The 26,403-nt window shown below is 61.0% G+C and carries 19 protein-coding genes; 10 read left to right on the top strand and 9 right to left on the bottom strand.

All coding sequences use genetic code 11. The features are described 5' to 3' along the window. Positions 1-67: 67 nt before the first annotated feature. Positions 68-1,489, bottom strand: coding sequence for a cardiolipin synthase (cls, locus tag KCN53_RS10350; RefSeq protein ID WP_172406228.1), 1,422 nt, complete (start codon positions 1,487-1,489; stop codon positions 68-70). A 288-nt stretch (positions 1,490-1,777) separates the two neighbouring features. Next, positions 1,778-2,371 carry an RNA polymerase sigma factor gene (locus tag KCN53_RS10355; RefSeq protein ID WP_088712497.1) on the bottom strand — a complete coding sequence of 198 codons (594 nt, stop codon included), beginning with the start codon at positions 2,369-2,371 and terminating at the stop codon, positions 1,778-1,780. 207 nt (positions 2,372-2,578) lie between these two features. On the opposite strand from KCN53_RS10355, the gene KCN53_RS10360 reads away from it, so the two are divergent. Together KCN53_RS10360 and mrdA are read left to right on the top strand one after the other, a co-directional pair. Then, positions 2,579-3,301, top strand: coding sequence for a lysophospholipid acyltransferase family protein (locus KCN53_RS10360; RefSeq protein ID WP_047822097.1), 723 nt, complete (start codon positions 2,579-2,581; stop codon positions 3,299-3,301). Positions 3,302-3,586: 285 nt separating this feature from the next. Then, positions 3,587-5,464 (top strand): penicillin-binding protein 2, encoded by a 1,878-nt coding sequence (gene mrdA, locus KCN53_RS10365; protein WP_224199598.1) that lies wholly within the window; start codon positions 3,587-3,589, stop codon positions 5,462-5,464. 4 nt (positions 5,465-5,468) lie between these two features. On the opposite strand, the gene KCN53_RS10370 is transcribed toward mrdA, so the two are convergent. From KCN53_RS10370 to KCN53_RS10390, 5 genes are all read right to left on the bottom strand, one after another. Continuing rightward, on the bottom strand, positions 5,469-6,470 hold the full coding sequence (locus KCN53_RS10370) for a hydroxyacid dehydrogenase (protein ID WP_046904082.1): 1,002 nt from the start codon (positions 6,468-6,470) through the stop codon (positions 5,469-5,471). Then, positions 6,467-8,887 (bottom strand): phosphoenolpyruvate synthase, encoded by a 2,421-nt coding sequence (gene ppsA, locus KCN53_RS10375; RefSeq protein ID WP_088712495.1) that lies wholly within the window; start codon positions 8,885-8,887, stop codon positions 6,467-6,469. The genes KCN53_RS10370 and ppsA overlap by 4 nt, the downstream gene beginning before the upstream one ends. A gap of 120 nt (positions 8,888-9,007) precedes the next feature. Beyond that, positions 9,008-10,246 carry a cation:proton antiporter gene (locus KCN53_RS10380; RefSeq protein ID WP_047822095.1) on the bottom strand — a complete coding sequence of 413 codons (1,239 nt, stop codon included), beginning with the start codon at positions 10,244-10,246 and terminating at the stop codon, positions 9,008-9,010. Then, positions 10,243-11,895: an L-lactate permease gene (locus KCN53_RS10385; RefSeq protein WP_397333643.1), complete on the bottom strand. Its 1,653-nt coding sequence runs from the start codon at positions 11,893-11,895 to the stop codon at positions 10,243-10,245. Before KCN53_RS10385 ends, KCN53_RS10380 begins: the two co-directional genes overlap by 4 nt. A 111-nt stretch (positions 11,896-12,006) precedes the next feature. Beyond that, positions 12,007-12,858: an alpha/beta fold hydrolase gene (locus tag KCN53_RS10390; RefSeq protein WP_088712493.1), complete on the bottom strand. Its 852-nt coding sequence runs from the start codon at positions 12,856-12,858 to the stop codon at positions 12,007-12,009. 189 nt (positions 12,859-13,047) lie between these two features. On the opposite strand from KCN53_RS10390, the gene KCN53_RS10395 reads away from it, so the two are divergent. Together KCN53_RS10395 and KCN53_RS10400 are read left to right on the top strand one after the other, a co-directional pair. After that, positions 13,048-13,977 (top strand): 1-phosphofructokinase family hexose kinase, encoded by a 930-nt coding sequence (locus KCN53_RS10395; protein ID WP_088712492.1) that lies wholly within the window; start codon positions 13,048-13,050, stop codon positions 13,975-13,977. Between the two features lie 208 nt (positions 13,978-14,185). Continuing rightward, on the top strand, positions 14,186-16,456 hold the full coding sequence (locus KCN53_RS10400; protein WP_224199601.1) for a heavy metal translocating P-type ATPase: 2,271 nt from the start codon (positions 14,186-14,188) through the stop codon (positions 16,454-16,456). Between the two features lie 54 nt (positions 16,457-16,510). Here KCN53_RS10400 and KCN53_RS10405 read toward each other — a convergent pair whose 3' ends face one another. Next, a complete protein-coding gene (locus tag KCN53_RS10405) occupies positions 16,511-18,166 on the bottom strand; it encodes an acyl-CoA dehydrogenase family protein (RefSeq protein ID WP_088712490.1) in 1,656 nt (551 codons plus the stop codon). A 430-nt stretch (positions 18,167-18,596) separates the two neighbouring features. On the opposite strand from KCN53_RS10405, the gene KCN53_RS10410 reads away from it, so the two are divergent. From KCN53_RS10410 to KCN53_RS10430, 5 genes are all read left to right on the top strand, one after another. Beyond that, entirely contained in the window at positions 18,597-19,583 is a 987-nt protein-coding gene (locus KCN53_RS10410; protein ID WP_224199604.1) for a hypothetical protein, read from the top strand. Between the two features lie 86 nt (positions 19,584-19,669). Further along, on the top strand, positions 19,670-21,034 hold the full coding sequence (locus KCN53_RS10415; protein ID WP_088712489.1) for an MBL fold metallo-hydrolase RNA specificity domain-containing protein: 1,365 nt from the start codon (positions 19,670-19,672) through the stop codon (positions 21,032-21,034). After that, a complete protein-coding gene (locus KCN53_RS10420) occupies positions 21,031-22,569 on the top strand; it encodes a thymidine phosphorylase family protein (protein WP_088712488.1) in 1,539 nt (512 codons plus the stop codon). The genes KCN53_RS10415 and KCN53_RS10420 overlap by 4 nt, the downstream gene beginning before the upstream one ends. After that, a complete protein-coding gene (locus KCN53_RS10425) occupies positions 22,566-23,483 on the top strand; it encodes a ribose-phosphate pyrophosphokinase (protein WP_088712487.1) in 918 nt (305 codons plus the stop codon). The genes KCN53_RS10420 and KCN53_RS10425 overlap by 4 nt, the downstream gene beginning before the upstream one ends. A 56-nt stretch (positions 23,484-23,539) precedes the next feature. Continuing rightward, on the top strand, positions 23,540-24,589 hold the full coding sequence (locus KCN53_RS10430) for a type II glyceraldehyde-3-phosphate dehydrogenase (RefSeq protein ID WP_088712486.1): 1,050 nt from the start codon (positions 23,540-23,542) through the stop codon (positions 24,587-24,589). 272 nt (positions 24,590-24,861) lie between these two features. Here KCN53_RS10430 and KCN53_RS10435 read toward each other — a convergent pair whose 3' ends face one another. Beyond that, positions 24,862-25,491: an RNA polymerase sigma factor gene (locus KCN53_RS10435; RefSeq protein WP_088712485.1), complete on the bottom strand. Its 630-nt coding sequence runs from the start codon at positions 25,489-25,491 to the stop codon at positions 24,862-24,864. Between the two features lie 135 nt (positions 25,492-25,626). Between KCN53_RS10435 and ppk2 the strand changes: the two genes are divergently transcribed. Then, positions 25,627-26,403, top strand: a complete 777-nt coding sequence (gene ppk2, locus KCN53_RS10440) for a polyphosphate kinase 2 (protein ID WP_046904074.1) — start codon at positions 25,627-25,629, stop codon at positions 26,401-26,403.

A 26,403-nucleotide genomic window follows, 5' to 3' on the forward strand; every position in this document is an offset into this window, starting at 1 on the left:
AAAATCCTGGCGGGGTGTTTGGCAAAGATGCGCGACGCGAAGTCTGCCGTGCAAAGCAAAGTTGATCCTATAATAGCGGGCTAAAGAGCCGTGCTGCATTTTCCGCAGCGCGGGCAAGCGCAGGTCTGGCATTCCATTCGGCGCGAACCAAGCGCTCACTCCCCGCAATGTTGCGCGCCTCCTCTTCGCGCAGGCGCGCGGTTGTGTCCTGATCATAGATGAGGAGGCCAGCTTCTCCGTTCAACTCCAGCGAGCGCAAATCGATGTTCATCGAACCGACAAGGACGAGGTCATCGTCGACGCTTACATGCTTGGCGTGCAGGAAGCCGCGATGATAGAGGTGTATGTCGATGCCCGCTTCCAGCATTCGATCGAAGAAAGAGCGCTGCGCCAGATCGACCAGACGATGGTCGCCCTTCTTCGGTAGAATCAAGCAGACCTCGACACCGCGGGCGGCGGCCCCTTCGAGCGCGAGCAGGAGCGCTTCGTCCGGCACGAAGTAGGGGGTCGTGATGACCAGACGGTGTTCGACCGTATGCACCAGCGCATCGAGCAGCAGCCGGATGACAGAGCGCCGATATTCGGGTCCGCCAGCCACCAATTGTGCGCGCGCCGCCCCTGCGGACCGTTCATGCGGAAAGAGCGCCCCGTCGCTCAACAGATCGCCGGATTCCAAAAACCAGTCATTGGCAAAGAGCGCCTGCATCTGGAGCACGACGGGTCCGTTGACCCTCACCACGAATTCCTTGCTGCGCTGACCTCCCGGTAGCTCGGGGCTGATGACGTTCTGCGAGCCGATATATCCGAGCCGTCCGTCGATCACAGCGAGCTTGCGATGATTGCGCAGATCGGGCCGCAGGGCCTCCATGTTCGTTAGCGATACGGGCAGCGCGCGGCGCACCGTTATCCCGCAGCTCCTGAGTTTTCGAATGATCCGGCGGGACCACCAATAGGAACCGAGCGCATCGATCAGAACGCGGCATTCTATCCCGCGGCTTGCGGCAGCCACGAGCGCCGCGATGATCTGGTTGCCCACAGCATCGTCGGAGAAGATGTAGGTCGTGAGATGAACATGGTGCCGGGCAGTACCAATGTCGGCCACGAGACGGTCGATCACTTCCTGATAATCCGCTAGCGCTTCGATGTTGTTTCCACCCACCGCAGGGAACAAATTGACCCGCTCGATGAGCTGCGCTGCCCGAACAAGATGCGCGGGAAGCTGCGGCGGTGAGCAGTGCTGCGACATCAGGATCTGGCGGCGCGCAATCTTGAGCTGCCTGCGCGCTTCAGCAAAACGCGCACGCCTGCGCGCCGTTGCCAGCGGACGGAACGCCCAGAGAACAACGAGAATGGCTGGAATGGGGAAGACGAGAACCAGCGCGAGCCAGCCCTGTGCGCCAACCGCTGGTCGGCTGAAAATGATCACCGCGAAGATAGCAAACCGCGCGAGCCAATCCAGCGTGAGGAATAGCAAGAGCGTATCAGACACCGGTCTTGCTCCCGCTTGTCGGAAAGCAATGGCGGCACGCCGTAGGAGGGGGGAGGATCACGGCGTGCCGCACTGCCGAGGCGCGGGGTTGGAGGCATCGCCGCGGCAACGAGCTTGGCGGGTTCGGGCTTTTACGCAGCCAAATGGTCCCGACAATTCGACCCTTAGAGCTCGCATGCATGTACATAGACGCGGGAGCGCGCCTGCTATTACAGCGCAGACCTCGTTTCGGTCTCACTGAATAGGCATGACATAGTCTCTGCCCGCCCACACGAGCGCGTCGGCTCCTCAAGTTTGCAAAGCAATAGGGGTGTCGGCCAAAGCATCGCGAAATGCGCCGCGGGCACGATGGAGTCTTACGGCGAGATTGTTGGGCGAAATGTGGAGGCGCGAAGAGATGACTGAAGGCTCGTCCCGCCCCAGGTCCATTTGCCGGATGATTTGCGTATAGGCTGGCCGAAGCGTCGCCAATACCTCCTCGACCACCTCGCTTTCATCGACCGACAAACTCTCTCCCGAGATTTCTTCCAAGGGTGGGCCGCCGGGTTCAAGCGGGGTCGTTTTGGCGTTGAGCCGCGCCGAGGCCCGGTAATGGTCGAGCAACGTCGTCTCGAAGAGGCGCCGCAGCCATCCGTGGACGGCATTTTCATCACGCAATTGATGCGCGCGCTCAAGCGCTTTGACGCAGAAGGACTGAAGGACATCATCCGCCGCGAGGCGGTCGCGCAGACGCTTGAGAGCAAGCCGGCGGAAGATGACATAATCGCCAACAAGAACCCGCTCAATAATCTCTCTGTTCGTCTCTCGCCGGTTCTCAGGTTCGGAACGCTCCTGCTCTTCGGCAACAATATCCTCTGATTGTGCGGCGTAAGATAATGGCATGAGTTCTTCCCCACCGAAGTTCCACCTACTTGGAATACGCAGGGAGAGGCCCCGCCCCTCAGATTTCTTTGGTGTTTCGGCGAATGATGAGAGGTTCCGGCCGGGAAACAACGCGCTGATGCGCTTCGTCCTGTAAGCCGAGCTGCCGTGCCCCGTCTCTTGTTTCAGCCCGTTTAGAAATCCTCTGCACCGAGACGAGAAAACCCGATGAGCCGCCTGATCACCACTATGCGAAGTCTCGCCTTTGCAGTGTCGGCGGCGGTGTGGACTCTCCTTTTTGCGCCCTTGATCCCGCTATTGGTTCTTCTGGGTCGTCCGCCGCGGATCATTCGGCAGCTCACCCGGATTTGGGCGCGCGGCCTTCTCTGTCTCCTCGCTGCGCTGGCCGGAATCCGCTATACGGAAAGGGGACGCGTTAACCTGCCCGAGGGTCCCGTCCTCATCATCGCCAACCATCAATCGGCCTGGGAAACGTTTGCCGCACTCGTTCTCTTCCCTGACGTGGCGATTGTCACCAAGCGTGAGCTTCTGGCGCTGCCTGTGATAGGATGGTTCCTGAAGAACTCCCCCATGATCCCGGTCGATCGCGCTCAGTCGGCGCGGGCGCTGCGTGAAATGCTTGCGGCCTGCCGCGCGGAAGTAGCGGCGGGTCGCTCGGTGCTCATTTTCCCCGAAGGCACACGCAAGCAGCCGGGAAGCCCGATCGAATTCAAGCGCGGAGTGGAACTGCTCTATCGAAATCTGGCGATACCCCCAGTAATCGTTGCCCACGATGCCGGCCGGCTCTGGCGGCAGGGCATGCGGCTGCATCCTGGATCGATTACCGTTTCGATACTCCCGCCGATCCCACCTGCTACCGATCATGGAGTTCTTGTCGCGCAGGCACAGCGGTCCCTCGCGGTCGAAGTCGCCAATCTGAACAAGGCCTAGACTGACCGCCGAAAGGGCCCGGATCCCTATGAGGATGAGGAGGCCTGCGCTCCCATGAACATGATCTTGCATCTCATTGCGAGAGGCAACACCCATTTGTTCTGAACTTCGCCGTCGGCGACGTTCTCGTAATCACCAAGCGCGCCCCGCGTCTGTTTATCCGAATGAGGTGCCGCCCGGGCAGGCCAGCGCGCACCAGGAGCCGGTCTGGACGGACAATCAAAACCGGGAGTCTTGCAATAAGGAGCAGTGTGTGTGGCGAAACCGCCAACGAACAAGAGGATATTGGAGCAGCAGTTTTCTCGCCGGGCGACAATCTTGTGCGCGGTGCAGCTCGGTCTCGGCGGTGTGTTGGCAGGCCGGCTCGCCTGGCTTGCGATCGCCGAAAACCAAAAATGGCAACTGCTCTCCGAGAGCAATCGGCTTCAGCTGAGCCTGATCCCGCCGAGGCGCGGATTGCTGCTTGATCGCACGGGCGTCCCCCTCGCCAGCAACAAATCGGTCTTCATGATCGATCTCCTGCCCGATCGCCTCGAGGACGCCGATAAGGTCGTGAAGCAGCTTGCCGAGCTGCTCGATCTTAGCGCCGATGAGACGGACCGCCTCAAGACCGACCTCGAACAAGCATTGGATCACCAGCCCGTGCGGGTTGCGAGCGATGTCGAGTGGGACCAATATGCCGCTGTAAATGTACGCCTTCCCGACCTCCCCGGCGTATCCCCGATGAGAGGGTTTTCGCGGCACTATCCAGCAGGAGCCGCGACAGCTCACTTGCTCGGCTATGTCGGAGCCCCAAGCCGCGAGGAGTATGAAAAAACCGGCGATCCCTTGCTAATGGTTCCGGGCATGCAAGTCGGCAAGGATATGCTCGAGAAGACGCTCGACGAGCATTTGACGGGCAAGCCCGGCGCGCGCCGGGCCGAAGTGACAGCCACGGGCAAGGTCGTACGCGCGCTAGAGGTCCGATCCGACACTATAGGTAAAAGCGTACAATTGACCATTGATGGTGGGCTTCAAACCTATGCGTCGCGGCGACTGGGCACCCAGTCCGGCTCGGTCGTGGTGCTCGACGCGGTCACCGGCGGCGTTCTCGCTATGGCTTCGATGCCAGCCTACGATCCCAACAGTTTTTCGGATGGGATCAGCCAGTTCGAATGGGACATGCTGTCGCAAGACGAACGCGTTCCACTCAGAAACAAGACCCTCCAGGGACTTTATCCGCCCGGATCGACCATCAAGCCGATCACGGCCCTGGCTTTGCTGAATGAGAACATCGACCCAGACGAAACCGTCCTTTGTACCGGCCGGATCAACATTGCCGGCGGCACGTTCCATTGCTGGCGCCGTAGTGGCCACGGTGTAGTCGACATGAACCGGGCGATTGCAGAAAGCTGTGACATATATTTCTATGTCATGGGCATTCGGGTGGGCATTCAGCCAATTGCCGACATGGCCAGACGTTTTGGGCTTGGCGAGCGGTTTTTAGGCTTGCCGGTTCCCTATCAGTATTACGGCACTGTCCCCGATCCTGCCTGGAAACGGCGACGATACAACGAGCCTTGGGAAGCCTATGACACTGTCAATGCGACAATCGGGCAAGGCTATCTGCTCGCCAACCCGCTGCAGCTTGCGGTCATGACGGCGCGGCTTGCCGCCGGTGAGAAAACCCATCCCAAGCTACTTGCCGCAAAGGAGGCGCCTGCCGCACCACTCGAAATTGACCCCCGAATGCTTGCGATCGTCCGCCAGGGAATGGAGGATGTTGTCAATGGCCAGGGCACCGCAACCCGCGCCCGCCTTCCCCTTCCGAACATCAAGCTGGCGGGCAAGACGGGCACCGCGCAGGTTCGCCGCATCACGATGGCCGAACGTCGCCGCGGCGTCCGCTCCAATGCCTCTCTCCCCTGGAAGCTGCGCGATCATGGATTGTTCGTTGGTTATGCGCCGGTTCACCGGCCCCGCTATACGGTGGCGGTGGTAATCGAACATGGCGGAGGGTCTGGAGCGGCCTATCCCATCGCAAGCGATACGCTGCTCTATCTGTTTGACGAACGGCAAGCCATGAAGCGCCTGGCATCACTGGAGAATGGCTGGGGTGGCGGAATCGAGGAGCGAATGGCGCGCGAAGCGGCAGAATTCGCCGCCCGCACACCGAGCGACTGACCCCCTAAACAATGAGGTTCTTCGGCGAACCCATTGCAAAAGCTTCGATATTCTCAATTGTCGTCTCGATGATGCGCGCGACCGCCTCATGCGTGTTATAGGCGACATGCGGAGTCACGATGACGTTCGGAAAGCGCAGAAGCACATGATTGGCCACGAGGGCCTCCAAATTCTCCTTCTCCAGCGGCGGTCCGCGAAACACTTCTGCCTCTTCACGGACGAGCGGCTCCTGCGGGAGCACATCAAGGCCAGCGGCGCGGAGTTTCCCCTCCGCCAGCGCGCGCACCAGAGCGGGAACGCTGACGATGTTGCCGCGCGCCGTATTGATCAGGAGCGCGCCGGTCTTCATGGCAGCGAACTCGGCATCGGACAGGAGATCCTGGGTCTGAGGGGTTGCCGGCAGATGCAATGTGACGATGTCGGCTTGGGAAAGGAGTTCGGCGAAAGGCAAATAGGTAAAGCCGAGATTTGCTGCCGCAGAGCTATCCGGATCGACGTCGAACGCTACGACATTCATGCCAAACCCGCGCGCGATCTCGATCGCGCGGCGCCCGATGCGGCCGGTCCCGACGACGCCAAGGGTCTTCCCGCGCAGCTCGATACCGCGCAGATCATCCTGTGAAAAATTTCCGCGCCGTGTACGTTCGACCGCCGGAACGAGATATCGCGCGGCAGCCAGCATCAAGGCAAAACTGTGCTCGGCTACAGTAACATCACCATAGTCGGGAACGTTGGCGATCTCGATGTCTTCTGCGGCGCACCAGGCCAGATCGATGTGGTCGTGGCCGGTCGAGCGGGTGGCGATCAGCCGCAGCTCGGGGAAGTGGCGCAGGACTTCTGCATCGAGCCGTGAATTGATGAATGTGCTGATCACTTCGGCATCGCTGTATTTTGCCGCGTTATCAGATGTCAGCCGTTCCTTGACACAAGTGAGTTCGTGATTGCCGGAAAGTGCGCGGCATGCCCTCGCCTCCCATTCCTCGGCCTCGAAGATGACGACCTTCATATCCGCGAACCCTCAGCCGGTTGTGCTCGGCCTTTATCCGACATGGCCTCGGCTTGAGCGACCACCTTGACTGCGGCAACAAAACTGTCGGGGTTAAGCGAAATGGAGTCGATCCCGCAATCGACCAGGAAACCGGCAAACTCGGGATGGTCACTCGGTGCCTGGCCGCAAATTCCGATCTTTATCCCGGCCTGGTGCGCCTTGATAATGGCTTCGCCAATCGCCCGTTTTACCGCCTCGTTGCGTTCGTCGAACTGATCGGCGAGAAGCTCGGAATCGCGGTCGATCCCGAGCACGAGCTGGGTGAGATCGTTGGAACCTATCGAAAATCCGTCAAAGCGCTGTGCGAACTCCTCCGCGAGCAGGACGTTCGCCGGAATCTCGCACATCATATAGATTTGGAGACCGTTTCGGCCTCGTTCGAGACCGTTTTCCGCCATCACTTCGAGGACCCGATCGGCTTCGGCGAGCGTACGGCAGAATGGCACCATGATGATGACATTCTCAAAGCCGATCTCCTCGCGTACGCGCCGCAAAGCGCGGCATTCGAGCGCGAAACCCGCCTTGTAGCCTGGGCTGTAATAGCGCGAAGCGCCGCGCCATCCGATCATCGGATTTTCCTCATCCGGTTCGAAGGCCTCTCCTCCGAGAAGGTGAGCATATTCGTTTGTCTTGAAGTCGCTGAGGCGGACAATCACCGGCTGCGGATGAAACGGGGCCGCGAGCTTGGCTATGCCGAGCGCGAGCGTGTCGACGAAATAGTCGGTAGGCTCGGCATATCCGTGCGTAAGCTCGGCGATCGCGCGCCTGGCATCCTCGCTTGTGACCTTCTCCGGGGCGACGAGCGCCATCGGGTGAACTTTGACCAGGTGGTTGATCACGAATTCCATCCGCGCGAGGCCTACTCCGCGCGCGGGAAGGCGCCACCAGCGCATGGCGGCGGCCGGACTCGCGATATTGAGCATCACATCGGTTTCGGTCTCGGGCAGATCCGCCAGGTCGAACTCGATGGTTTCGAACTCGAGCGTCCCTTCATAGACCGCACCGCGGTCGCCTTCCGCGCATGACAGGGTGATGGGCTGCCCGTCCTGCAGGGTGCGCGTCGCTGTCTGTGTCCCAACGATGGCCGGCACGCCGAGTTCGCGGCTGACGATCGCTGCGTGGCTGGTAGTTCCGCCGTGATCAGTGATGATACCCGCTGCGCGCTTCATGATTGGCACCCAGTCCGGATCGGTCATGCCTGTCACAAGGATTGCACCATCTCGAAAAGCCTCGATCTGCGAGGCGTCCCGGATCGCGCAAACCTCCCCGGTGGCGATCGCCTCGCCGACCGCCGCGCCCGTAAGCAGCGGTTCGGCGCGCTGTTTCAACCTGTAGGTAGTCAGTCTTCCCGCTGCCTTGCCCGCCTGAACCGTTTCCGGGCGGGCCTGGACGATGAAGAGTTCGCCGGTTGCACCATCTTTCGCCCACTCCATGTCCATCGCGCGACCATAATGCTTTTCGATGGTCTTGGCGCAGCGCGCCAGCTCAAGTACCTCGTCATCGGAGAGGACGAAGGTCTCGCGTTCGCGGCGCGTGGTTCTCTTGGTCAACGTCCTGACGCTGCCGCCGGTCGCATAGATCATCTTGCGCTCCTTGGCCCCAAGACTGCGCTCGATAAGCGGAACCGTATCTGTACGTTCGAGAAAGGGTTTGAAGACACGGTAGGTGTCAGGATCGACCGAGCCCTGGACGACAGTCTCCCCAAGCCCCCAGGCGGCACTTATCACGATCACGTCGGGGAAACCCGTTTCGGTATCGACTGAAAACATGACCCCCGATCCAGCGAGATCCGAGCGCACCATGCGCTGCACTCCGATCGACAGGGCAACATCCATATGGTCGAAACCCTGTGCCTGACGGTAGCTGATCGCCCGGTCGGTAAAGAGCGAGGCAAAGCAGCGCCGGCAGGCATCGAGAAGTGCGCGCTTCCCGGTGACATTGAGAAAGGTCTCTTGCTGCCCGGCGAAGCTCGCTTCGGGAAGATCCTCCGCTGTCGCGCTGCTGCGGACCGCGACGCTGACCGCATCCTGTTCGCTGCGCGCAGACAAAGCGTCATAGGCTTCACCGATGGCCGCCTCGATCTCCGGTGGAAACGCCCCTTCCAGAAACGCATGCCGGATCGCAGCACCTGCCACTTGAAGCGAGGCGCGCCCGGCATCGAGCGCTTCGATCCAGCGCCTCATTTCGGGTTCAATGCCGTTGGCCGCGATATAGTGCCGATAGGCCTGCGCCGTTGTGGCGAAGCCTCCCGGCACTCTGATACCGCGCTTCGACAGCGCGCCGACCATCTCACCGAGCGAAGCATTCTTTCCGCCAACCATGGCGACGTCGCCGCGTCCAATATCCTCAAACCAGGCAATAAGGGCGTCGGGCATCGAAATCTCCGGGTCATTCGCGAGCGGTGCTCGGCAGTGGTCGAACGTGGACGTTGCCTCGAGCGGCGGCTAAATCTTACCCGTCGCCGCCGAAGCATCGTCCATATGGTGAGACGGTTTTCAGCCCGGCCGATTACAGCCCTGCTGCCCCCGCTCGCGAAAAAGCCAGCGCAGTCCGATGGGTGTGACAATCGTGGTGACGAGCGCCATGAGGACGAGAGCGGAAAAGAGATTGGCGACGACCGTGCCGGGATAATCGAAGAGCCCTGCCTCCCATGCGATACTCACGATGATCAATTCAACCGCCCCGCGGCCGCTCATGCCGAACCCGACCCCGAGCGCCTCCTTGCGGGTGAGACCAGAAAGCAGAGCAGGAAGCCCGGCGCCAATGATCTTGCCCATAAGTGCGACTAGAATCAGCGCCAGCACGATGCCAGGAATGATGGCAAGGGCCGCGAAATCCACGCGAATACCGATCGAAAGAAAGAAAAGCGGGGCCAGCAAGCCCATCGTGAGATCGCTGACCGTTGCTTTCAGGCGCGCGAAAGAGGCTTGACCCAGGCTCTTGGCGTTGAACAGAAGGGCGGCGGCGAAGGCTCCGATGATGAAGTCCATGCCAAGCAGTTCGGCCAGCCCTGCAAACCCCAAGGCTGTCAGAATGAGCGCGGTAAACTCAGGGGCGGGAATCCGCAGGCGCGAGATCAGATTGGCGATCCTCGGCGCCCCGAAATAGCCGGCGGCAGCGACAATGAGGAAGAACAGCGCGGCTTTGCCAAGCAGCGGCAACATCGCCCCAATCCCCGGGACGGAACCTGCCGCAATTGCGCCGGTCAAGATCGCGAGGAGCACAAGTCCGATGATATCGTCGAGAATTGCAGCGGCGATCACCGTGCGACCGGTTGGGGTGTGGACCATGCCGAGATCCATGAACACGCCGATGGCGACCGGGACCGCAGAAATTGACAATGCAACGCCGACCAGCAGAGCCTGGACGAATTTCATCGGGTTGTCGGGAAGCACCCACCACGCAAGGGCCATGCCCAAAGCGAGTGGCAACAGCACGCCTCCGAGCGCCACGGCAGCCGAGCGACCCGAATGTCTGAACAGCTCTCCGGGGGCAATTTCGAGGCCGGCAAGCAGCAGCAGGAAGAAAATTCCGAACTCGGCGGCAAGGTCGAGAAAGGCGCTGCGCGACAATTCGGCGAGAAACGGAGCGTTGAGGGAGGCCGCCAAAACTGCCAGTATTAGCCCGGCCCCGATCTCCCCCACCAGCGCGGGCTGGCCGAGGCGCGTTGCAATCTCTCCGAAGGATCTCGCCGCCAGCAGCAGGAGAATGAGATGCAGCACATGCTCGATCATCGTGCGAACCCGATTGCGGCAGCTGCGACAAGGCCAACGGCGGCAGTATAGGCGAGCATTGGCACAAGCGTGACCCGGATGATCTCTCCCTCGCGCCCGACACGGCCGACGACGGCTGCAGCTGCCACCACATTGACGACCGACACCATGTTCCCCGCGCTGGCGCCAAGGATCTGGGCGCCAAGGACGGTTTCCGGTGGCAGTCCGGCCTGATTGGCTGCGGTGAACTGAAACAGGGCAAATGTCATATTGCTGAAGGTCGCGCTTCCTGAGAGAAAACTGCCCAGCGCTCCGATGAATGGTGCAATCACCGGCCAGTTCTGTCCGGCGGCATCGGCCGCAAGAACTGAAAGCGCCATTGGCATGCTGGGCAGACCGTCCGAATTGATTCCCGAATACACAAAGACGCGCACCATCGGGACCGCCGCTGCAAGCGTCACAGCGCTTGCGGCCGCGATCTTCAGGGTGTCCCGGCCAGCGCGGCGGAGCCGCTCACTGTCGAGAGGCAGAAGGAAGACGGCCAAAAGACCCGCGATCAAAAACATCGAACCCGGCAAATATAGCGGCGCAATCGCAATGTTGATCGGTGTCCCCAAGACCGAAAGCCAGGCAAACGAGACATCCTGCATGACCTGTTTAACCGGCAACAGATCTGCGCGGCTCACGAGAAGGAGCGCGGCGAGCAAGAGATAGGGTGCCCAGGCTCGCTTCAGTGTAACGCGTGACGGTTCTACGGCAATCGGCGCGCCCGAAGTGGCTGCGCCAGATCTGGGTTTGAGGAAACCGCGTTGGGCTGCTGGAACCACGAGCACGATGGCACAAAGCGCGCCGGCAAGCGCGGGAAGTTCGGGACCTAGCGTCGCACTGACGATAAAGGCAGGTATGGTGTAAGCCAGACCGGCAAACAGAGCGAACCGCCAATAGCCCAGCGCACTGGACCAGCTTCGTTCTTTGGAAAAGAACCGCGAATAGATAAGGATGAGCGCGAACGGGACGAGCGATCCGGTAGTCAGATCAATTGCAGCTGCCATCTGCGCCGAGTTTTCGATCAGATTATCGAGCCCGCCATTTGCGGCAGGTTGACGGAGTCCTTCGCGCAGCCCGATGGCCACCGGCGTACCGATCGCACCGAAGGCAACCGGGCTGCTATTGGCAATCAGTGCAAGCGACACGGCTGCCATCGGTGTGAAACGAAGCGCCACAAGCAGCGGAGCGGTAATGGCGGCCGGTGTGCCGAAACCGGCGACGCCTTCGAGGAAAGCACCGAAGGTCCAGCTGATGACGATGAGCTGGACCCGCGGTTCCGGCGATATGGCCGCGAATCCTTCGCGTATCCGGGCCATCGCCTCGCCTTCGGTAAGGAGCCTCAAGAGAAGTATCGCACCAAATATGATCCACAAGACCGAGGCCGCGATCGCCAAACCCTCGATCGAAGCGGCGAGGATTGTGCGGGGCGCCATGTGCCACAGGAAATAGCCGGCAGCGGCGGTTACGAGATAGGCCAGTGCCATGGCCCGCGATGCGGGCATCCGCAGACCGACAAGGAAAAGCAGAACCGCGAGCAGGGGCGAAAGCGCTGCAAGAAATAGGCTGAATGTAATGTCGCCCTCCGCTCGGCCGTAAGCAGCGCCAGACTGCGTCTCGTCTATCGGACGGGAAAGAGGGCCGGCGATTACGGCGGAGACAGGCGCAGAGGCACCCTCGGCCCGCATCAGCGCGGCTCGGCCCTCCCCGTCCGGGGCCAAAGGAGTCAGGCGGGCTCAGCCATTCGGCAGCATGGCTTCTCGCGCCGCTTGCTCGGCAAAGCTCGCGATAAGCTCACAGCACCTTTCCGGCTCGCGCAGAAAGGGGTGATGATCGAGCCCCTCAAGGACACAAAGCTGCACACTCGAGAAAGCTTCTGCCAGCGCTCTTACCGGCGCAAGCGGTGCCATGATGTCATCGCTCCCATGAATACAAAGCACGTTGTGAACGGGCTCTAGAATTCTCAGGTCGTCCGCAACATCATGGCGATAGACAACATCCCATAGCGACGAGGTAGATGACCTCCACGTATGCTTGACAAGGTCTTCGACGACCTCGCGCGGAATATCTCGAATGAGATAGGGCAGGATTCTCCCTAACAGGCGGCGCGTGATGATGCAGGCTAGCATGGTCAACAGGACGTTGGTGTATATGAGCCCTCCTTTAACCGGTCCCTGGCGCATATATGTATACGCCGCGTCCTGCGATCCGAAGTGAGGCAGGCTGATGAGTACGAGGCGCTCGACAGTCTCGGTATGTCTGGCCGCATAGGCTGCGGCAATCAGGGCGCCCAGCGAATGGCCAACGAGCGTTACCGGCCCGAGAGGGGCGAGAACGCGCTGCAGGGCATCGACATGCCGTTCGACGCTATACTTCACCCAGGGCTTGGGCGATCGTCCGAAGCCCAAGAGGTCGACGAGCACAATTCTATGCTCTTGCGCAAGCTCGGTTACCCGCGTCTCCCAATATCGCGTGGTCCCACCCAGCCCCGCAACGAACACCAGGGTCCGGACACCGCTTCCAAATATCTTCACAAATAGCTCAGGGTCGCGATCGCGTCTTGAAGGGAGGATCAAATCTTGCACCATTTCTCTGATTTTTCGCGCGTCGCCTGCAGGACAGACGCCTTGGCGTCGCCAAGGTTACACGGGCGGCTCAGTCTGACGAGCGCCGACGAAACCAGACAGGCATACGAGCGGATCATGGCGGCGTAAGGCTGCGTATCCTGCCGCGTCTTAACCGGGGAGACCGTAAAAAAGACAAAGGATCCCCTCGTCATGATAGCTACCCTGACGCTCAACCCGACTATCGATGGTGCGGCGCAGGCCGAGGTGGTGAAGCCGATGCACAAGATCCGCACATTCGATGAGCATTATTACCCTGGCGGAGGCGGTCTCAACGTTGCGCGCGTCATCAATGAACTCGGCGGCGAGTCCTACGCGCTTTATCTTGCAGGTGGAGCAACAGGCGGCGTGTTGCAGGAGCTCGTCAAGCAAGCAAGGGTGCGGGCCGAACGCTTCTCGATCTCCGGCTCCACGCGGATCAGCCACGCGATCTACGAACGGTCCACCAATCTCGAATTTCGCTTCGTGCCGCAGGGTCCGGAAGTCTCCGAACGCGACTGCGAAGTCGTCCTGCGAGCGCTGCAAACGCTCGATTGCAAATATCTCGTGGCAAGCGGGAGTCTTCCGCGCGGCCTGCGTAGCGATATCTACGCCGTCGTCGGTGCGATTTGCCAGCGCCGAGGCATCAAGCTGGTACTGGACAGTTCTGGAGACGCTCTGCGGCATGGCATTGGTGGCGGCGTTCACCTGGCAAAGCCGAGCCTAGGCGAACTCGAAACGCTCGTCGGCCGAAGGCTGGCGACCGCGGCAGAGCAGGAAACGGCGGCCCAAGCCATCGTGCGCGATAATGGCCTCGACATGCTCGCTCTCACTCTGGGGCGCGATGGCGCCATGCTTGTAACGCCCGAGAAGACCGTGATGCACGCCGCCCCGAAGATCAATGCACAAAGCGCCGTCGGTGCGGGAGACAGCTTCCTTGCCGCAATGACCGTTCGCCTTGCCGCAGGCGACGCGCCCGAGGCGGCCTTTCTTTACGGCATGGCAGCTGGCGCTGCCACGGCGCTTACACCAGGAACTTCGCTATCCAAGCGCAGCGATGTCGAGCGGCTCTATGCCGAACTCAGAGCGCGCAGCGAGGGCTAGGGTGGCAGGCAAGCAACTGTAAGAGCCAGCGCTCATTACCGTCTTGATCCAGAAGCACTATGGTTCAGCCTAGAGGGAATTCGCTTTGGCAACACTCACTTTAGAAGTCGGAAATCTCTTTGAAGAACTCGATCACCTCGGCGTGGAGAAGCAGCTGCGGCATGAAGCCGGCGTAAGCCGAGCCACTGCAAACCCCGCGGGGGGCAGCGTGACCGTGGAATACGACCCTGCGCAGACCGATGGGACGCGGCTTCAGAGCCTGATCAAAAGCTGCGGTTTCCGCTGCCGTGGCGGCATCATGCCGAAGCATGTCTGTAAACCGGCGGAAGCAAATCTTTCGGAATCCGGCACGGGACCGGGGCGCGGTGCGGACAGCAGGGGAGAACAGGCAGTTCACCACGACCACCGCCAAGGCGGGGCGAAGGACGAAATGGCCCAGGAAATGGGCCACGGGGCAGGCATGGACATGCAGGAGATGGTACGCGACATGCGCAACCGTTTCTGGATTGCCTTCATCTTCACGATCCCGATTTTCATCTACTCCCCGATGGGCGGGTTTTTCACTCCTCCGGCCCCGCCGTTCGGCATGAATCTTGAGCTTTTTCTGTTCGGCCTGGCGAGCGCGGCCGTGCTCTATCCGGTCTGGCCATTTGTGGTCGCTGCATGGCGCGCCCTTCGCAATGGCATTCTCAATATGGCCGTGCTTGTCGTGCTTTCGGTCGGCACCGGCTATCTCTTCAGCGTCGGATCGACATTTTTCTTTCCCGGCGTGCAATTCTATGAGGCCGTCGCCATCCTGCTCGTGTTCATCCTCCTCGGGCACTGGCTGGAAATGCGCGCGCGCGCGGGCGCGTCGGCGGCGATCCGGGCTCTGCTCGACCTGGCCCCGCCAATGGCGGTCGTTCTGCGCGATGGCGAGGAGCAGGAAATCCCAACGGCCGACGTCCTTGAAGGCGACACCGTGCTCATCCGCCCGGGCAACAAGATCCCCGTAGACGGGGAGGTATTGGAAGGCAGCTCCCAGGTCGATGAATCGATGCTGACCGGTGAATCCATGCCGGTCGCAAAAGGACCCGGTGACGAGGTCATCGGAGCGACCATCAACAAGAGCGGCAGTTTCCGCTACCGGGCGACCAAGGTCGGCGCTGACACGGCGCTCGCGCAAATCGTGAAGCTCGTGCAGGAGGCGCAGAATTCCAAGGCGCCCGCGCAATTGCTCGCCGACCGCGCGTCGCAATGGCTTGTTCTGATCGCGATCGTCATTGGCCTCGGAACGTTTGCTGTCTGGTTCTGGTGGATCGGTGAAACATTGCTGTTTGCCGTGACCCTGACAATCACGGTCTTCGTGATCGCCTGCCCCGATGCGCTCGGACTGGCCACACCGATGGCGGTCATGGTCGGCACCGGGCTCGGCGCAAGTCGCGGCATTCTGTTCAAGAACGCGTCGGCGCTGGAAGACGCCACAAAGCTCAATGTCGTTATCTTCGACAAGACCGGCACCTTGACGATGGGCGAACCGCGCGTCGTGGATATCGTGGCCGCCGAGGGCCGCATGCCCGAACAAGTGTTGCTACTGGCCGCTGCGGTCGAAAAGGGATCGGAGCATCCGCTCGCCCTTGCGATCCTTGACAAGGCCGAAGGACTGAAGATCCCCGAAGCGCGCGATTTTCTCAACCGCGACGGGAGAGGGGCGCAGGCGGAGGTCAACGGCGATACCGTTTTCCTCGGCAACCGCCGGCTGATGGACGAAGAATCAATCTCACTGGGAGGGCTGGCTGACAAGGCCGAGGAACTCAAGGGAGCGGGCCGCACGGTCGTCCATGTCGCTCACCAGGGGATTCTTGTAGGCCTGATCGCGATCGCCGATGCGCCGCGTCCGACGGCCAAGGCCGCGATTGCCCGGCTACATGACAAGGGCGTCGAGGTCGCCATGCTCACCGGCGACAATGAGGGTACCGCGCGGCGCGTGGCCGAGGAACTGGGTATCGACATCGTGCTCGCCGATGTGCTTCCCGGCCAGAAGGCCGACAAGGTGAAAGAGCTTCAGGCGCAAGGAAAAAGAGTCGGAATGGTCGGGGATGGCATCAATGATGCGCCTGCCCTGACCCAGGCCGATGTGGGCTTTGCGATCGGGGCCGGTACCGATGTGGCCATGGAAAGCGCAGACGTCGTGCTGATGCGAAGTGATCCCTACGATGTTGTGGGCGCGGTGGAGCTGTCGCGTGCGACGCTGCGAAAGATGCATCAGAACCTGTTCTGGGCGGTCGCCTACAACGTCATCGCCTTTCCCGCCGCCGCCGGTGTCTTCTATCCGTTCATTATCAGTCCCGCTGTCGCAGCAATCGCGATGTCCGGCAGTTCCGTCCTTGTCGCGGTCAATGCCCTGCTGCTCAAACGCACCCGCCTAGACAGCTATAAGCCTGAAAATTTTGCCGAAGAGGCCCCCACACCGCCTGTTACCGGTCAGGCGAGTGCCTGAGTGTCAGGCCTTGATGCCGTCCAAGTGTCCTTCACTGCAAGAGCGTCCGACGCCTCATTCGCTCGGCAGGGCACGGGCCAACAGCCGGTCGGTGTCAAGCGAAGCATTCGCTCCGCCATAAAGAAACGCACGGTTGTCGGGGTCGAGCCGCGTCACGCAGAACCCGGCGAGAACGGCAGATGGTGCATCGCGGAGGCAGACTGCCTCGAGCGACAGCGCGACCGTCTCGACGAAGGCGCGCGCTTCGGATTCCGCGGGGACACCATTGACACGAATGCCGTCGAGGCGATCGATGGCCGCATCGAGCAGCGGATGCGCGCCCTGCGCCCGGCCAAGCTCCGCGCGCAGGGCTTCCCACGCTTGCGGTTCGCGCGTGAGCGCGCGGAGGGCATCGAGCGCGATCACGTTACCCGACCCCTCCCAGATCGCATTCAGAGGGCTCTGCCGAAAAAGGCGCGGCATGGGCCCCTCTTCCACAAAGCCGGCGCCGCCAAGACACTCAAGCGCTTCGTAGACGAAGCCGGGTTGACGTTTGCAGACCCAATATTTTGCGATCGGTGTCGCGAGGCGCGCAAAGGCCGCTTCGCGTTCGTCGCCGGCCTGCGCAGCGTCGAACGCCGAGGCGATGCGGATCATCAGCGCCGTCGCGGCCTCGACCTCGAGCGCGAGGTCGGCGAGAACACCGCGCATGGCGGGCTGGTCGGCCAATTGGCGCTGGAAGGCCGTGCGGTGCCGCGTATGCCATGCGGCTTGCGTAAGAGCTGCACGCATTCCCGCGGCGGACCCTGCAATGCAGTCGAGCCGTGTACCCTGCACCATATCGATGATGGTCCGTATGCCCCTACCTTCTTCCCCGACACGCTGGGCCCAGGCGCCGTGATATTCGATCTCGGACGAGGCGTTGGAGCGGTCGCCGAGCTTGTCTTTGAGCCGCATGATGTGAATGGCATTGCGGGTCCCGTCGGGGCGCCAGCGCGGCACGAGAAAGCAGGTCAGACCGCCTTCTGCGTAGGCGAGGGTCAGAAAGGCGTCGGACATCGGGGCGGAACAGAACCACTTGTGGCCGATCAGCTCATATTCCCCCGTGCCGAGCGCATGCGCGCGTGTAGTATTCGCGCGAACGTCGCTACCGCCCTGCTTCTCGGTCATCGCCATGCCCATTGTCGCGCCAGTCTTCTCAGCCGCCGGGATAAACCGCGGGTCATATCGGCCGCTGGTAACGCGCGGCTCCCATTCAGCGGCTACGGCCGGTTCGGCGCGGAGCGCGGGAACGACCGCGTAAGTCATCGACATCGGGCAGGCCGTGCCCGCGTCGGCCTGGGTCATGAGGTAGAGGAGCGAAGCGTGCAGCGTATGACCCGCCTGTTCGGCGGTCCAGGCCGCCCCCGACACGCCCGATTCAAGACCGAGGCGCATGAGTTGGTGGTAGGCGGGATGAAACTCGACTTCGTCGATCCGGTGGCCGAAGCGGTCGAAGGTTTTCAGCTTTGGCGGATTTTCGTTGGCAAGGCGCCCCCATTCGAGCGCCTCGAAACTGCCGACGCGTTTGCCAAATACAGCAAGCTGGTCGCGGTGCGCAGCCGCCCCGTTTCGTTCGAGTGCGCTTTGCAGAGGAACGTCGAGCTCGAAGGCGTTGAAATCCACAAGGGGTGGAGGCTGGTTGAGCACCTCATGCGTGGCAAGCTGGTCTGGCAAAGAGATTCTCGGCATATCCGAGTCTCGCCGAGACAGCGAAAAAGCGCAACTCCTCACTGGGCGAAGTGCTTTATCTGCCCATTATTGATGGAACCGAATGATGCCATGCGATGACAAGACCGACAGCTGTGCTGCAGAACAGGCTGAAGGGAAGGCGGCGGACTGGGCCAATGCCGAGTGCATGTGCGTAACGCTCGACCGGCAGCGTTTGGCGACCCTCCTCGATGCGGAACTCGGCGAGAGCGGAGCCGGCGACACCCTCCTTGCATCGCAATCGACCCTCTTTGCCGCTGCCCCGGTCTTCATCGATCCAGCTACCCTTTCGGCCATGACGGAGGTTGTCGCGGCCATCGAGACCGTCGCCAAAACCCCTGCCTTCCGCTCGGTTGTCATGGGCTGGGCGCCTTCGTCAGCCGCCCGAGATTTCGGGCCCAAAGGGGTTCTTATGGGCTACGACTTCCATCTCACCGCCAACGGTCCGCGGCTCATCGAGATCAACACCAATGCCGGCGGCGCTTTTCTGAACGCCTTGCTTGCCGATGCGCAAACCCAATGCTGCCGGGAAACACGACCGGCTCTGGCCGCAGACATCTCACAGGACACGTTTCGGACAAGAATTGCCCGGATGTTCGAGGAGGAGTGGCATGCGCAGGATCGTGCCGGTGAGCTCGAATCCATCGCCATCGTCGATGATGATCCTGAAGGACAGCCGCTTTTTCCCGAATTTCTCGCAGCAAGGACCCTGTTGCAGGAGCACGGATATGAAGCGGTGGTCGCCGGGCCCGAGGACCTCGAGCTCTCCCCCGCCGGATTACTCTTCGAGGGCAGGAAAATCGATCTTGTGTATAATCGCCTGGTCGATTTCTCGCTCGATCGCCCGGAGAGCCGGACCCTTCGGGAAGCCTATATGACAGGCCGCGTCGTGCTCTCGCCAAATCCGCATATCCATGCGCTCTATGCCGACAAGCGGAACCTCTGCCTGCTTTCCGATCCGGATTGGCTGGCTTCGTGCGGTTTGAGCGAACGCGAGAAAAAAGTGATCCTCGCCGCGGTGCCGAAAACAGCAATCGTCGATCGTTTTAACGCCGAGAAATTCTGGTCCGAACGGCGAGACTGGTTTTTCAAACCTGCCCGCGGTTATGGCAGCAAGGCCGCCTATCGCGGAGCGAAGCTGACGAAGCGGGTCTGGTCCGAGATCGTCGAGGGCGGCTATGTCGCGCAGCGGTTTACGCCTCCGAGCACGCGCAAGGTCCGCCTTGAGACGGATATCGTCGAGCTCAAAGTGGATGTGCGGCTTTATACCTATGCCGGAGAAATACTGTTGCGCGCGGCACGGCTCTACCATGGCCAGGCGACAAATATGCGAACCCCGGGTGGCGGCTTTTCGCCGATCCTTCCCATGCCGGATGCGCCTGACAGCGGATTCCGGTAAGTTCGAAAGGATAAACTGTAATTCCCGCCACGTGCTCCCGTCTGTTGGGGGTTACGCATCTATCCGATTGGCGGGGAACACGTCTGGTGAGCTACAAACTAAGTTTTCTAGGAGCAGCTGGAACGGTCACCGGATCGAAATATCTTCTGCAGACGCCTGATCACAGGATCCTAATCGATTGCGGTCTCTTTCAGGGTTTCAAACAGCTTCGTGAGCGCAACTGGAAGCCGTTTCCGGTCGATCCGGCGTCAATCGATGCGGTCCTCCTCACACATGCTCACCTTGATCATTCAGGCTACGTTCCTGCCCTGATCCGCGACGGGTTCAAGGGGCGAGTGCTGAGCACGCACGCAACGCTCAAATTGTGCGAATTGCTGCTTCCCGACAGCGGTTATTTGATGGAGGCCGACGCCCGCTATGCAAAAAGGAAAGGGTACAGCAAGCACAAGTCGCCTCGGCCCCTATACACCCAGGCCGATGCGAAAGCCGCGTTGAAGTCATTCCGGCCTGTGCCCTTCCAGCAGCTGGTCGAAGTTACGCGCGATTGCAAGGCGATCTTCCGGCCGATGGGCCATATTCTCGGCGCATCAAGTATCGAGCTGCAGTGCGGCGATATGAAGATTGTCTTCTCGGGTGACATCGGCCGCTATGGCAGCGCCACGATGGTCGACCCCGTGCCGGTTCCAGAGGCCGATTACATCGTCACCGAATCCACATACGGCAATCGCCATCATGGCGAGGCCGATCCTGAAAGTGTACTCGAAGACGTTGTCGGAAGAACGGTCCAGCGCGGCGGGTCGGTCATCATTCCTTCCTTCGCGATCGGGCGCGCCCAGACGCTCCTCTACCATCTCGGTCAGTTGCGGCAGCAAGGCCGCCTGCCGCAAATCCCGATCTATCTCGACAGTCCCATGGCGGTGAACGCCAGCTCGATTTTCTGTGACCATCTCGGCGAACACCGGCTCACCGAAAAGCAATGCCGCGATGCCTGCGGAATTGCCGAATATGTTCGCGAAGCCGAAGATTCGAAGCAGCTCAATCGCAGCGCCATGCCGAAGATCATCATTTCAGCGAGCGGCATGGCAACCGGCGGGCGGATTCTCCACCACCTCAAACACTATGCCCCCAGTCACCGCAACACGATCATTTTGGCAGGGTTTCAGGCTGGCGGCACGCGGGGCGCAGCCCTGCGCGATGGCGCGACTGAACTGAAAATCCACGGCAGCTATATCCCCGTTCGCGCCGAGGTGGCACAGCTCGACATGCTCTCGGCCCATGCCGACCAGGACGAGCTGCTGCGATGGCTTGAAGGTTTCCGGTCCTCCCCGCAGCAGGTCTTCGTAACCCATGGAGAACCCGGTGCGTCCGACACCCTAAGACATCTTGTTACCGAACGTCTTGGCTGGAATGCGCGCGTCCCCGAGCACGCCGAAGAGGTCGTGCTTTCATGAGAGAGGGTGTCCTTACCCCCACCTCCTCCACGGATGCACTTGCTCATCCGTTGCGCGCGCGCGCCTTACCGATCGAAACCGCTGGCGAAGCGATGATCTTCATGCATGAGGATTGTCCGGTTGCGCGGTCCGAAGGGTTCCGCGCCCGCGCCCGGGTGGAACTTGTCGCGCGAGGAAGAACGGTGTTGGCGACGCTTTACCGGGCCACTGATAATCTCCTGGCCGATGATGAAGTGGGTCTGCCTCATCGGCTGATGGCACGGCTTTCGCTCGCCGAAGGCGAAGAGCTTCAGGTCAGGCATCCTCAGCCGTTGTCGTCGCTCAGCCACGTTAGAGCTAAACTCTATGGCCACCGGCTTGATGACAACCGACTGGGACACATCATCGCCGATATCGCGGACGGTCGGTATTCGGATGTCGACATCGCCGCGTTCGTCTCCGCATTCGCTGCGCAACCGGCACAAGGTGAGGAAACCGCCGCCCTCACCCGAGCGATGCTCGCTGCAGGCGACCGGCTCGAATGGAATGCCGACCGCGTGATGGACAAACATTGCGTCGGCGGGCTGCCGGGCAATCGGACAACACCAATCGTGGTCAGTATTGTCGCAGCCGCCGGGCTCACGATGCCAAAAACGTCATCCAGGGCGATCACGTCACCGGCCGGCACTGCGGATGCGATGGAGACCATGGCGCCTGTAACGCTCGATGTGGCGGCCATGCAGAAAGTGGTCGAGCGCGAAGGCGGCTGCATCGTTTGGGGCGGCAGCGTCAATCTCAGTCCTGCAGATGACGTCCTCATTCGGATCGAGCGGGCTCTGGATGTTGATAGCGATGCGCAACTTGTCGCTTCGGTGCTCTCCAAGAAACTTGCTGCCGGATCGACGCACGTATTGCTTGACCTACCAGTAGGGCCAACCGCGAAGATCAGGAGCACGGGAGACGCCGATGCCCTGGCGCGGCTGCTCAAGGACGTGGCGCTGCAATGCGGACTGCACGTCACGACGGTCCAGACCGACGGGACCCAGCCAGTGGGACGCGGGATCGGGCCGGCTTTGGAGGCACATGATGTCCTTGCGGTTCTGGCCAACCGCGACGACGCGCCGCAGGATCTCAAAGCTCGCGCGCTGGCGCTGGCTGCCGGCATCCTCGAATTGAGCGGCGCACCACGCTCCGATGCTCTCCATCGGGCGACGCAATTGCTGGTCGAGGGGCGCGCAGAAAGCAAATTTCTTGCTATCTGCGAGGCCCAGGGCGGCTTCAAAGAGCCAGGGCGGGCGCTCCAGACGCGCGAATTCCTCGCCGCGCGCGCAGGACGGGTAGCCACCTTCGACAACCGCCTGCTTGCGCGCACTGCCAAACTCGCTGGCGCACCGCAGCGCGCGACGGCCGGTATCGCTCTGCATGTCCAGTCGGGCGACTTGGTTGAGCAAGGGCAGCCACTCTTCACCATTCACGGCGAAAGCATGGGCGAGCTTGATTATGCTTTCGCCTTTGCTTTGCGCAACAGCGATATGATCAGATTGGAGGCACAATGAGCAGGGTCGTCTTTTCCCTTAGCGCGGCACCGGGCATGGCCGAAGGACTTGCCCGATGTTTCGAGGCCGATCTCGGCGAACTCGAGACGCGCCAGTTCCCCGATGAAGAAACCTACTTGCGGATCGCCACGCCGGTAAGTGGCCGCGATGTCGTCCTGCTCTGCACCCTTGACCGGCCCGATGCGAAAATCGCGCCATTGCTGTTCGCGGCGGATGCGCTGCGCGATCAGGGCGCACGCAGCATCGCGCTCGTCGCGCCGTATCTAGCCTATATGCGCCAGGACAAGGCCTTCAATCCAGGCGAGGCCGTCACGTCCGTTTCGTTCTCGCGGCTGCTGTCGTTCTATTTCGATTTCCTCGTCACCGTCGATCCCCATCTGCATCGCATCGACAATCTCGACGAGATTTATTCGGTGCCGAGCAAGGTCGTGCCCGCAGCGCCGGCGATCGCGGATTGGCTAAAGGCCAACATCCCGAACGCTTTCGTCATCGGGCCCGACGAAGAGAGCGAACAATGGGTGCTCGATGTCGCAGAAAGGGCAGGGATCCCTTCAGCCGTACTTGAGAAGAAACGCTGGGGCGACTTCGATGTCGCGATCAGCGGTGGGCGCCTTCCCGACATGGACGACAAACAACCCGTCATCATCGACGATATTGCCTCAAGTGCGCGAACGCTTGTCGAAACAGTCAAGCTGCTCTCGAAGGCTGGAACAAAGCCGCCGGTCTGCGTTGTGGTCCACCCCATCTTTGCCGGCGATGCATATGACGAGCTCCTGCAGGCCGGGGCCAAGCGCGTGATCAGCGTCAATGCCATCGCGCATCCAACCAACGCGGTGGATATTTCGCCGGCACTCGCCGAGGCGCTGTCCGCATGGAGCGTCCAGAACGATGAGCTGATCGGAGCCAGCCACTAATCCCACCCTTTCGGCGTAACGAAAGCGCCGCAACCACCAACTGGAGTTCATTTTCAATGACAAAGGAGCCAAACAAGATCTCGGTAGGGGTCGTAGGAGCAGGGGTAATCGGTCGCCGCGTTGTCGGCGCCGTAAGGCTGCAACCCGATATGGCATTGGCCGGTGTCGCCGACGTCGCCGCCGATTGGCGGATCGCAATGCTCGCGAAGGACGGCGTTCGCCTGTTTGCGGCCAGTTCGCAGGCCTCGCAAACCTTGCCGGATGCGGGTCTCGACGTTGCGGGTTCGCTAGAGGACCTTATCGCGGCAAGCGACGTCATTGTCGACTGCACACCCAAGGGCATCGGCGCCAAAAACGCAGACATCTATCGCAGCGCCGGGAAGCCATTCATCGTGCAGGGAGGCGAGAAGCACGACGTGGCGGGGCACTCATTCGTCGCCGAAGCAACCTACGGGAGCGCATTCGGGCGAGATGCGACGCGGGTCGTGTCATGCAACACCACGTCGATCGTCCGCACCCTAGGGGCGCTGAAGCGCGCAGGCCTGCTCAAAAAAGCGCGCGGGACACTTATGCGCCGGGCCACCGACCCCTGGGAGAGCCATCTCGGGGGGATCATGAACACGCTCGTGCCCGAGCCGACAATCCCGAGCCATCAGGGGCCGGATGCCCGGCATGTGGATCCGGAACTCGATGTGGTGACGATCGCGATCAAGGTTCCTGAGACCCTGGCTCATCTTCACAGCTGGTATGTCGAGCTCACCCGGCCGGCGACAAAGGAGGAAGTCCTCGACGCATTTGCGGCCTCGCCAAGAATTCTGCTCATCGATGGAGACAGCGGACTGTCGGCCCTCAACAGCGTCAAAGAGGCGATGGCGATGGAGGGGCGGCCCAATGCAGACCTCTACGAGGTGGCCCTGTGGAGCAATATTCTCGCGGTCGATGGCACCGAACTGTGCTACAATTACATGGTCGACAATCAGGCCATCGTCATTCCTGAAACGATAGATGCGATCCGTGCCCTGGCGTCGAGCGAGGAACAGCCCGAGGTCTCGATGCGGTTGACAAACAAAGCGCTTGCTATCGGAGCAGACGAGCTGAGATTGTAGCGCTTGGAGGCAAGAGCGAAGCCAATGACGAACGCCCCCACGGACCGGCCACGATGCAAGCCAGAGACGCGATCCTCCGGCTCGGAAGAGCGAGCGATCGACGAAGCTTTGATCGAAACGTTTCCCGCAAGCGATCCTCCTTCCTGGACCTTGGGCGTCGACAGCGATCCAGGCCAAAACGATAAAGCTATGCGACCATGCAGCCCAGGAGACGCGCGGCTCAAGGACGGAGACTAGCATCGCCCAGATAGTGCGGCCCCGACAGTCCGCGCCTACGGCGCGGGTGCTTGCTCCTTCTCATGCTGGCATTCGCAATCGAGAAAACCGTGAATGACACAAGTGCGGCACATCTGGAGCAGACGCGTGCGAAGCGCGCCGCGCGCACGATGAAGACGTACATTGATATTGTTGACACTTGTATCGAGTGCGTCGGCAATGCTTTCGCGCGGTTCCTCAAGCAAATCAGCGCGCCAGATGACTTCGGAATAATCCGGCCTGAGCGTTGGCAGGAGTCGATAGAGACAGTTGCAGACGGCAGCTTCTATCTCTTCGTCCGACACGATTTCCGCCTCGGCAAGTTCGGCAAGTTCCTGAGGATCAATGGCGGTTTCGTGTTTACGTCCGCGCGCAGCCTGTCGGTAAAAGTCGGCAATGGTCGTCGCCAGCACTCGGGAGAGCCATCCCTTGACCGAACCCACGTCCCGCAGGTCCCCAGCCCGCTCGATCGCGCGAAGCATGAAACGCTGAAGAACTTCCTCCGCCTCCTGACGCCCCCGCATACGGCCGATGAGGAAACGCAGCATATCTTCGTGGCTATCCACCAGGGCCCGGCGCACTGCTTCATCCATCGGTCGCAACGCCTCCTCGGACCCGTCAGCTTTATCGGCCCTATTTTCGATCATGGAAAACCCCGAAGCGCCAGTGCCCCAATACCGGAGAAGGGCCCGTCCCTTCCTGTAAAACGGTCGCAGGCGGTAGTATCGTTACGACATGTTCGGGGCTCGCCCCTTATCGCAGCTAAAGAGCCGGAGAGCAACATGTCGAGTTCGCAAAAGAAGAAAATATCCAAGAGCGAATACAAGCAACAATTGCGCGCGCTGCAGATCGAACTGGTCAAGATACAACGCCAGGTCATCGCCCATGGCGAGCGTGTTCTGATCATCTTCGAAGGGAGGGACGCGGCCGGAAAGGACGGTGTGATCAAGCGTGTGCGCGAACATATGAGCCCGCGCGAGACGCGGGTCGTCGCTTTGGGAAAACCCTCCGATCGCGACACACGCAGCTGGTATTTTCGCCGCTACAGCGAACAGCTTCCCGCCGATGAGGAGATCGCTCTGTTCAATCGCTCTTGGTACAACCGGGCGGGGGTCGAACGGGTGATGGGATTTGCCGACAAGGAGGAAGTTGCCGACTTCTTCTCTAACGTCGCGCAATTCGAAGAAATGCTGGCACGCGACGGGACTACGCTTCTCAAATACTACCTCGACATCGATAGAAAAGAGCAAGCCAAGCGCCTCAAAGCGCGGCGCACTGATCCGCTCAAGCAGTGGAAGATCAGCCCCATCGATGCAGCGGCGCTTGAGAAGTGGAATGATTATTCCAACGCCCGGGACGAAATGCTGACGCGCACAGATTTTGCCTATGCCCCGTGGATTGCAGTGCGCGCCAACGACAAACGCGCCGCACGCCTCAACATCATCCGGCACATGCTGCAATCCATCGCGTGCCAGGCGGTCGATCAACGCCTCGCGCGTCCCGACCCTTCGGTCATCCTGCCGATTGCCGAAGTCGGGATTGGTGGCTTGGCCCCGTGA

Origin of the sequence: Pacificimonas aurantium (genome assembly GCF_020092905.1) — a bacterium.
GTDB lineage: Bacteria > Pseudomonadota > Alphaproteobacteria > Sphingomonadales > Sphingomonadaceae > Pacificimonas > Pacificimonas aurantium.

What these genes read in the sequence shown, in the direction of transcription:
- KCN53_RS10355 (WP_088712497.1), bottom strand. Translation starts at nt 2,371, where the DNA reads ATGCCATTATCTTACGCCGCACAATCAGAGGATATTGTTGCCGAAGAG.
- KCN53_RS10360 (WP_047822097.1), top strand. Translation starts at nt 2,579, where the DNA reads ATGAGCCGCCTGATCACCACTATGCGAAGTCTCGCCTTTGCAGTGTCG.
- KCN53_RS10370 (WP_046904082.1), bottom strand. Translation starts at nt 6,470, where the DNA reads ATGAAGGTCGTCATCTTCGAGGCCGAGGAATGGGAGGCGAGGGCATGC.
- ppsA (WP_088712495.1), bottom strand. Translation starts at nt 8,887, where the DNA reads ATGCCCGACGCCCTTATTGCCTGGTTTGAGGATATTGGACGCGGCGAC.
- KCN53_RS10380 (WP_047822095.1), bottom strand. Translation starts at nt 10,246, where the DNA reads ATGATCGAGCATGTGCTGCATCTCATTCTCCTGCTGCTGGCGGCGAGA.
- KCN53_RS10390 (WP_088712493.1), bottom strand. Translation starts at nt 12,858, where the DNA reads ATGGTGCAAGATTTGATCCTCCCTTCAAGACGCGATCGCGACCCTGAG.
- KCN53_RS10395 (WP_088712492.1), top strand. Translation starts at nt 13,048, where the DNA reads ATGATAGCTACCCTGACGCTCAACCCGACTATCGATGGTGCGGCGCAG.
- KCN53_RS10405 (WP_088712490.1), bottom strand. Translation starts at nt 18,166, where the DNA reads ATGCCGAGAATCTCTTTGCCAGACCAGCTTGCCACGCATGAGGTGCTC.
- KCN53_RS10410 (WP_224199604.1), top strand. Translation starts at nt 18,597, where the DNA reads ATGGGCTACGACTTCCATCTCACCGCCAACGGTCCGCGGCTCATCGAG.
- KCN53_RS10420 (WP_088712488.1), top strand. Translation starts at nt 21,031, where the DNA reads ATGAGAGAGGGTGTCCTTACCCCCACCTCCTCCACGGATGCACTTGCT.
- KCN53_RS10425 (WP_088712487.1), top strand. Translation starts at nt 22,566, where the DNA reads ATGAGCAGGGTCGTCTTTTCCCTTAGCGCGGCACCGGGCATGGCCGAA.
- KCN53_RS10430 (WP_088712486.1), top strand. Translation starts at nt 23,540, where the DNA reads ATGACAAAGGAGCCAAACAAGATCTCGGTAGGGGTCGTAGGAGCAGGG.
- KCN53_RS10435 (WP_088712485.1), bottom strand. Translation starts at nt 25,491, where the DNA reads ATGATCGAAAATAGGGCCGATAAAGCTGACGGGTCCGAGGAGGCGTTG.
- ppk2 (WP_046904074.1), top strand. Translation starts at nt 25,627, where the DNA reads ATGTCGAGTTCGCAAAAGAAGAAAATATCCAAGAGCGAATACAAGCAA.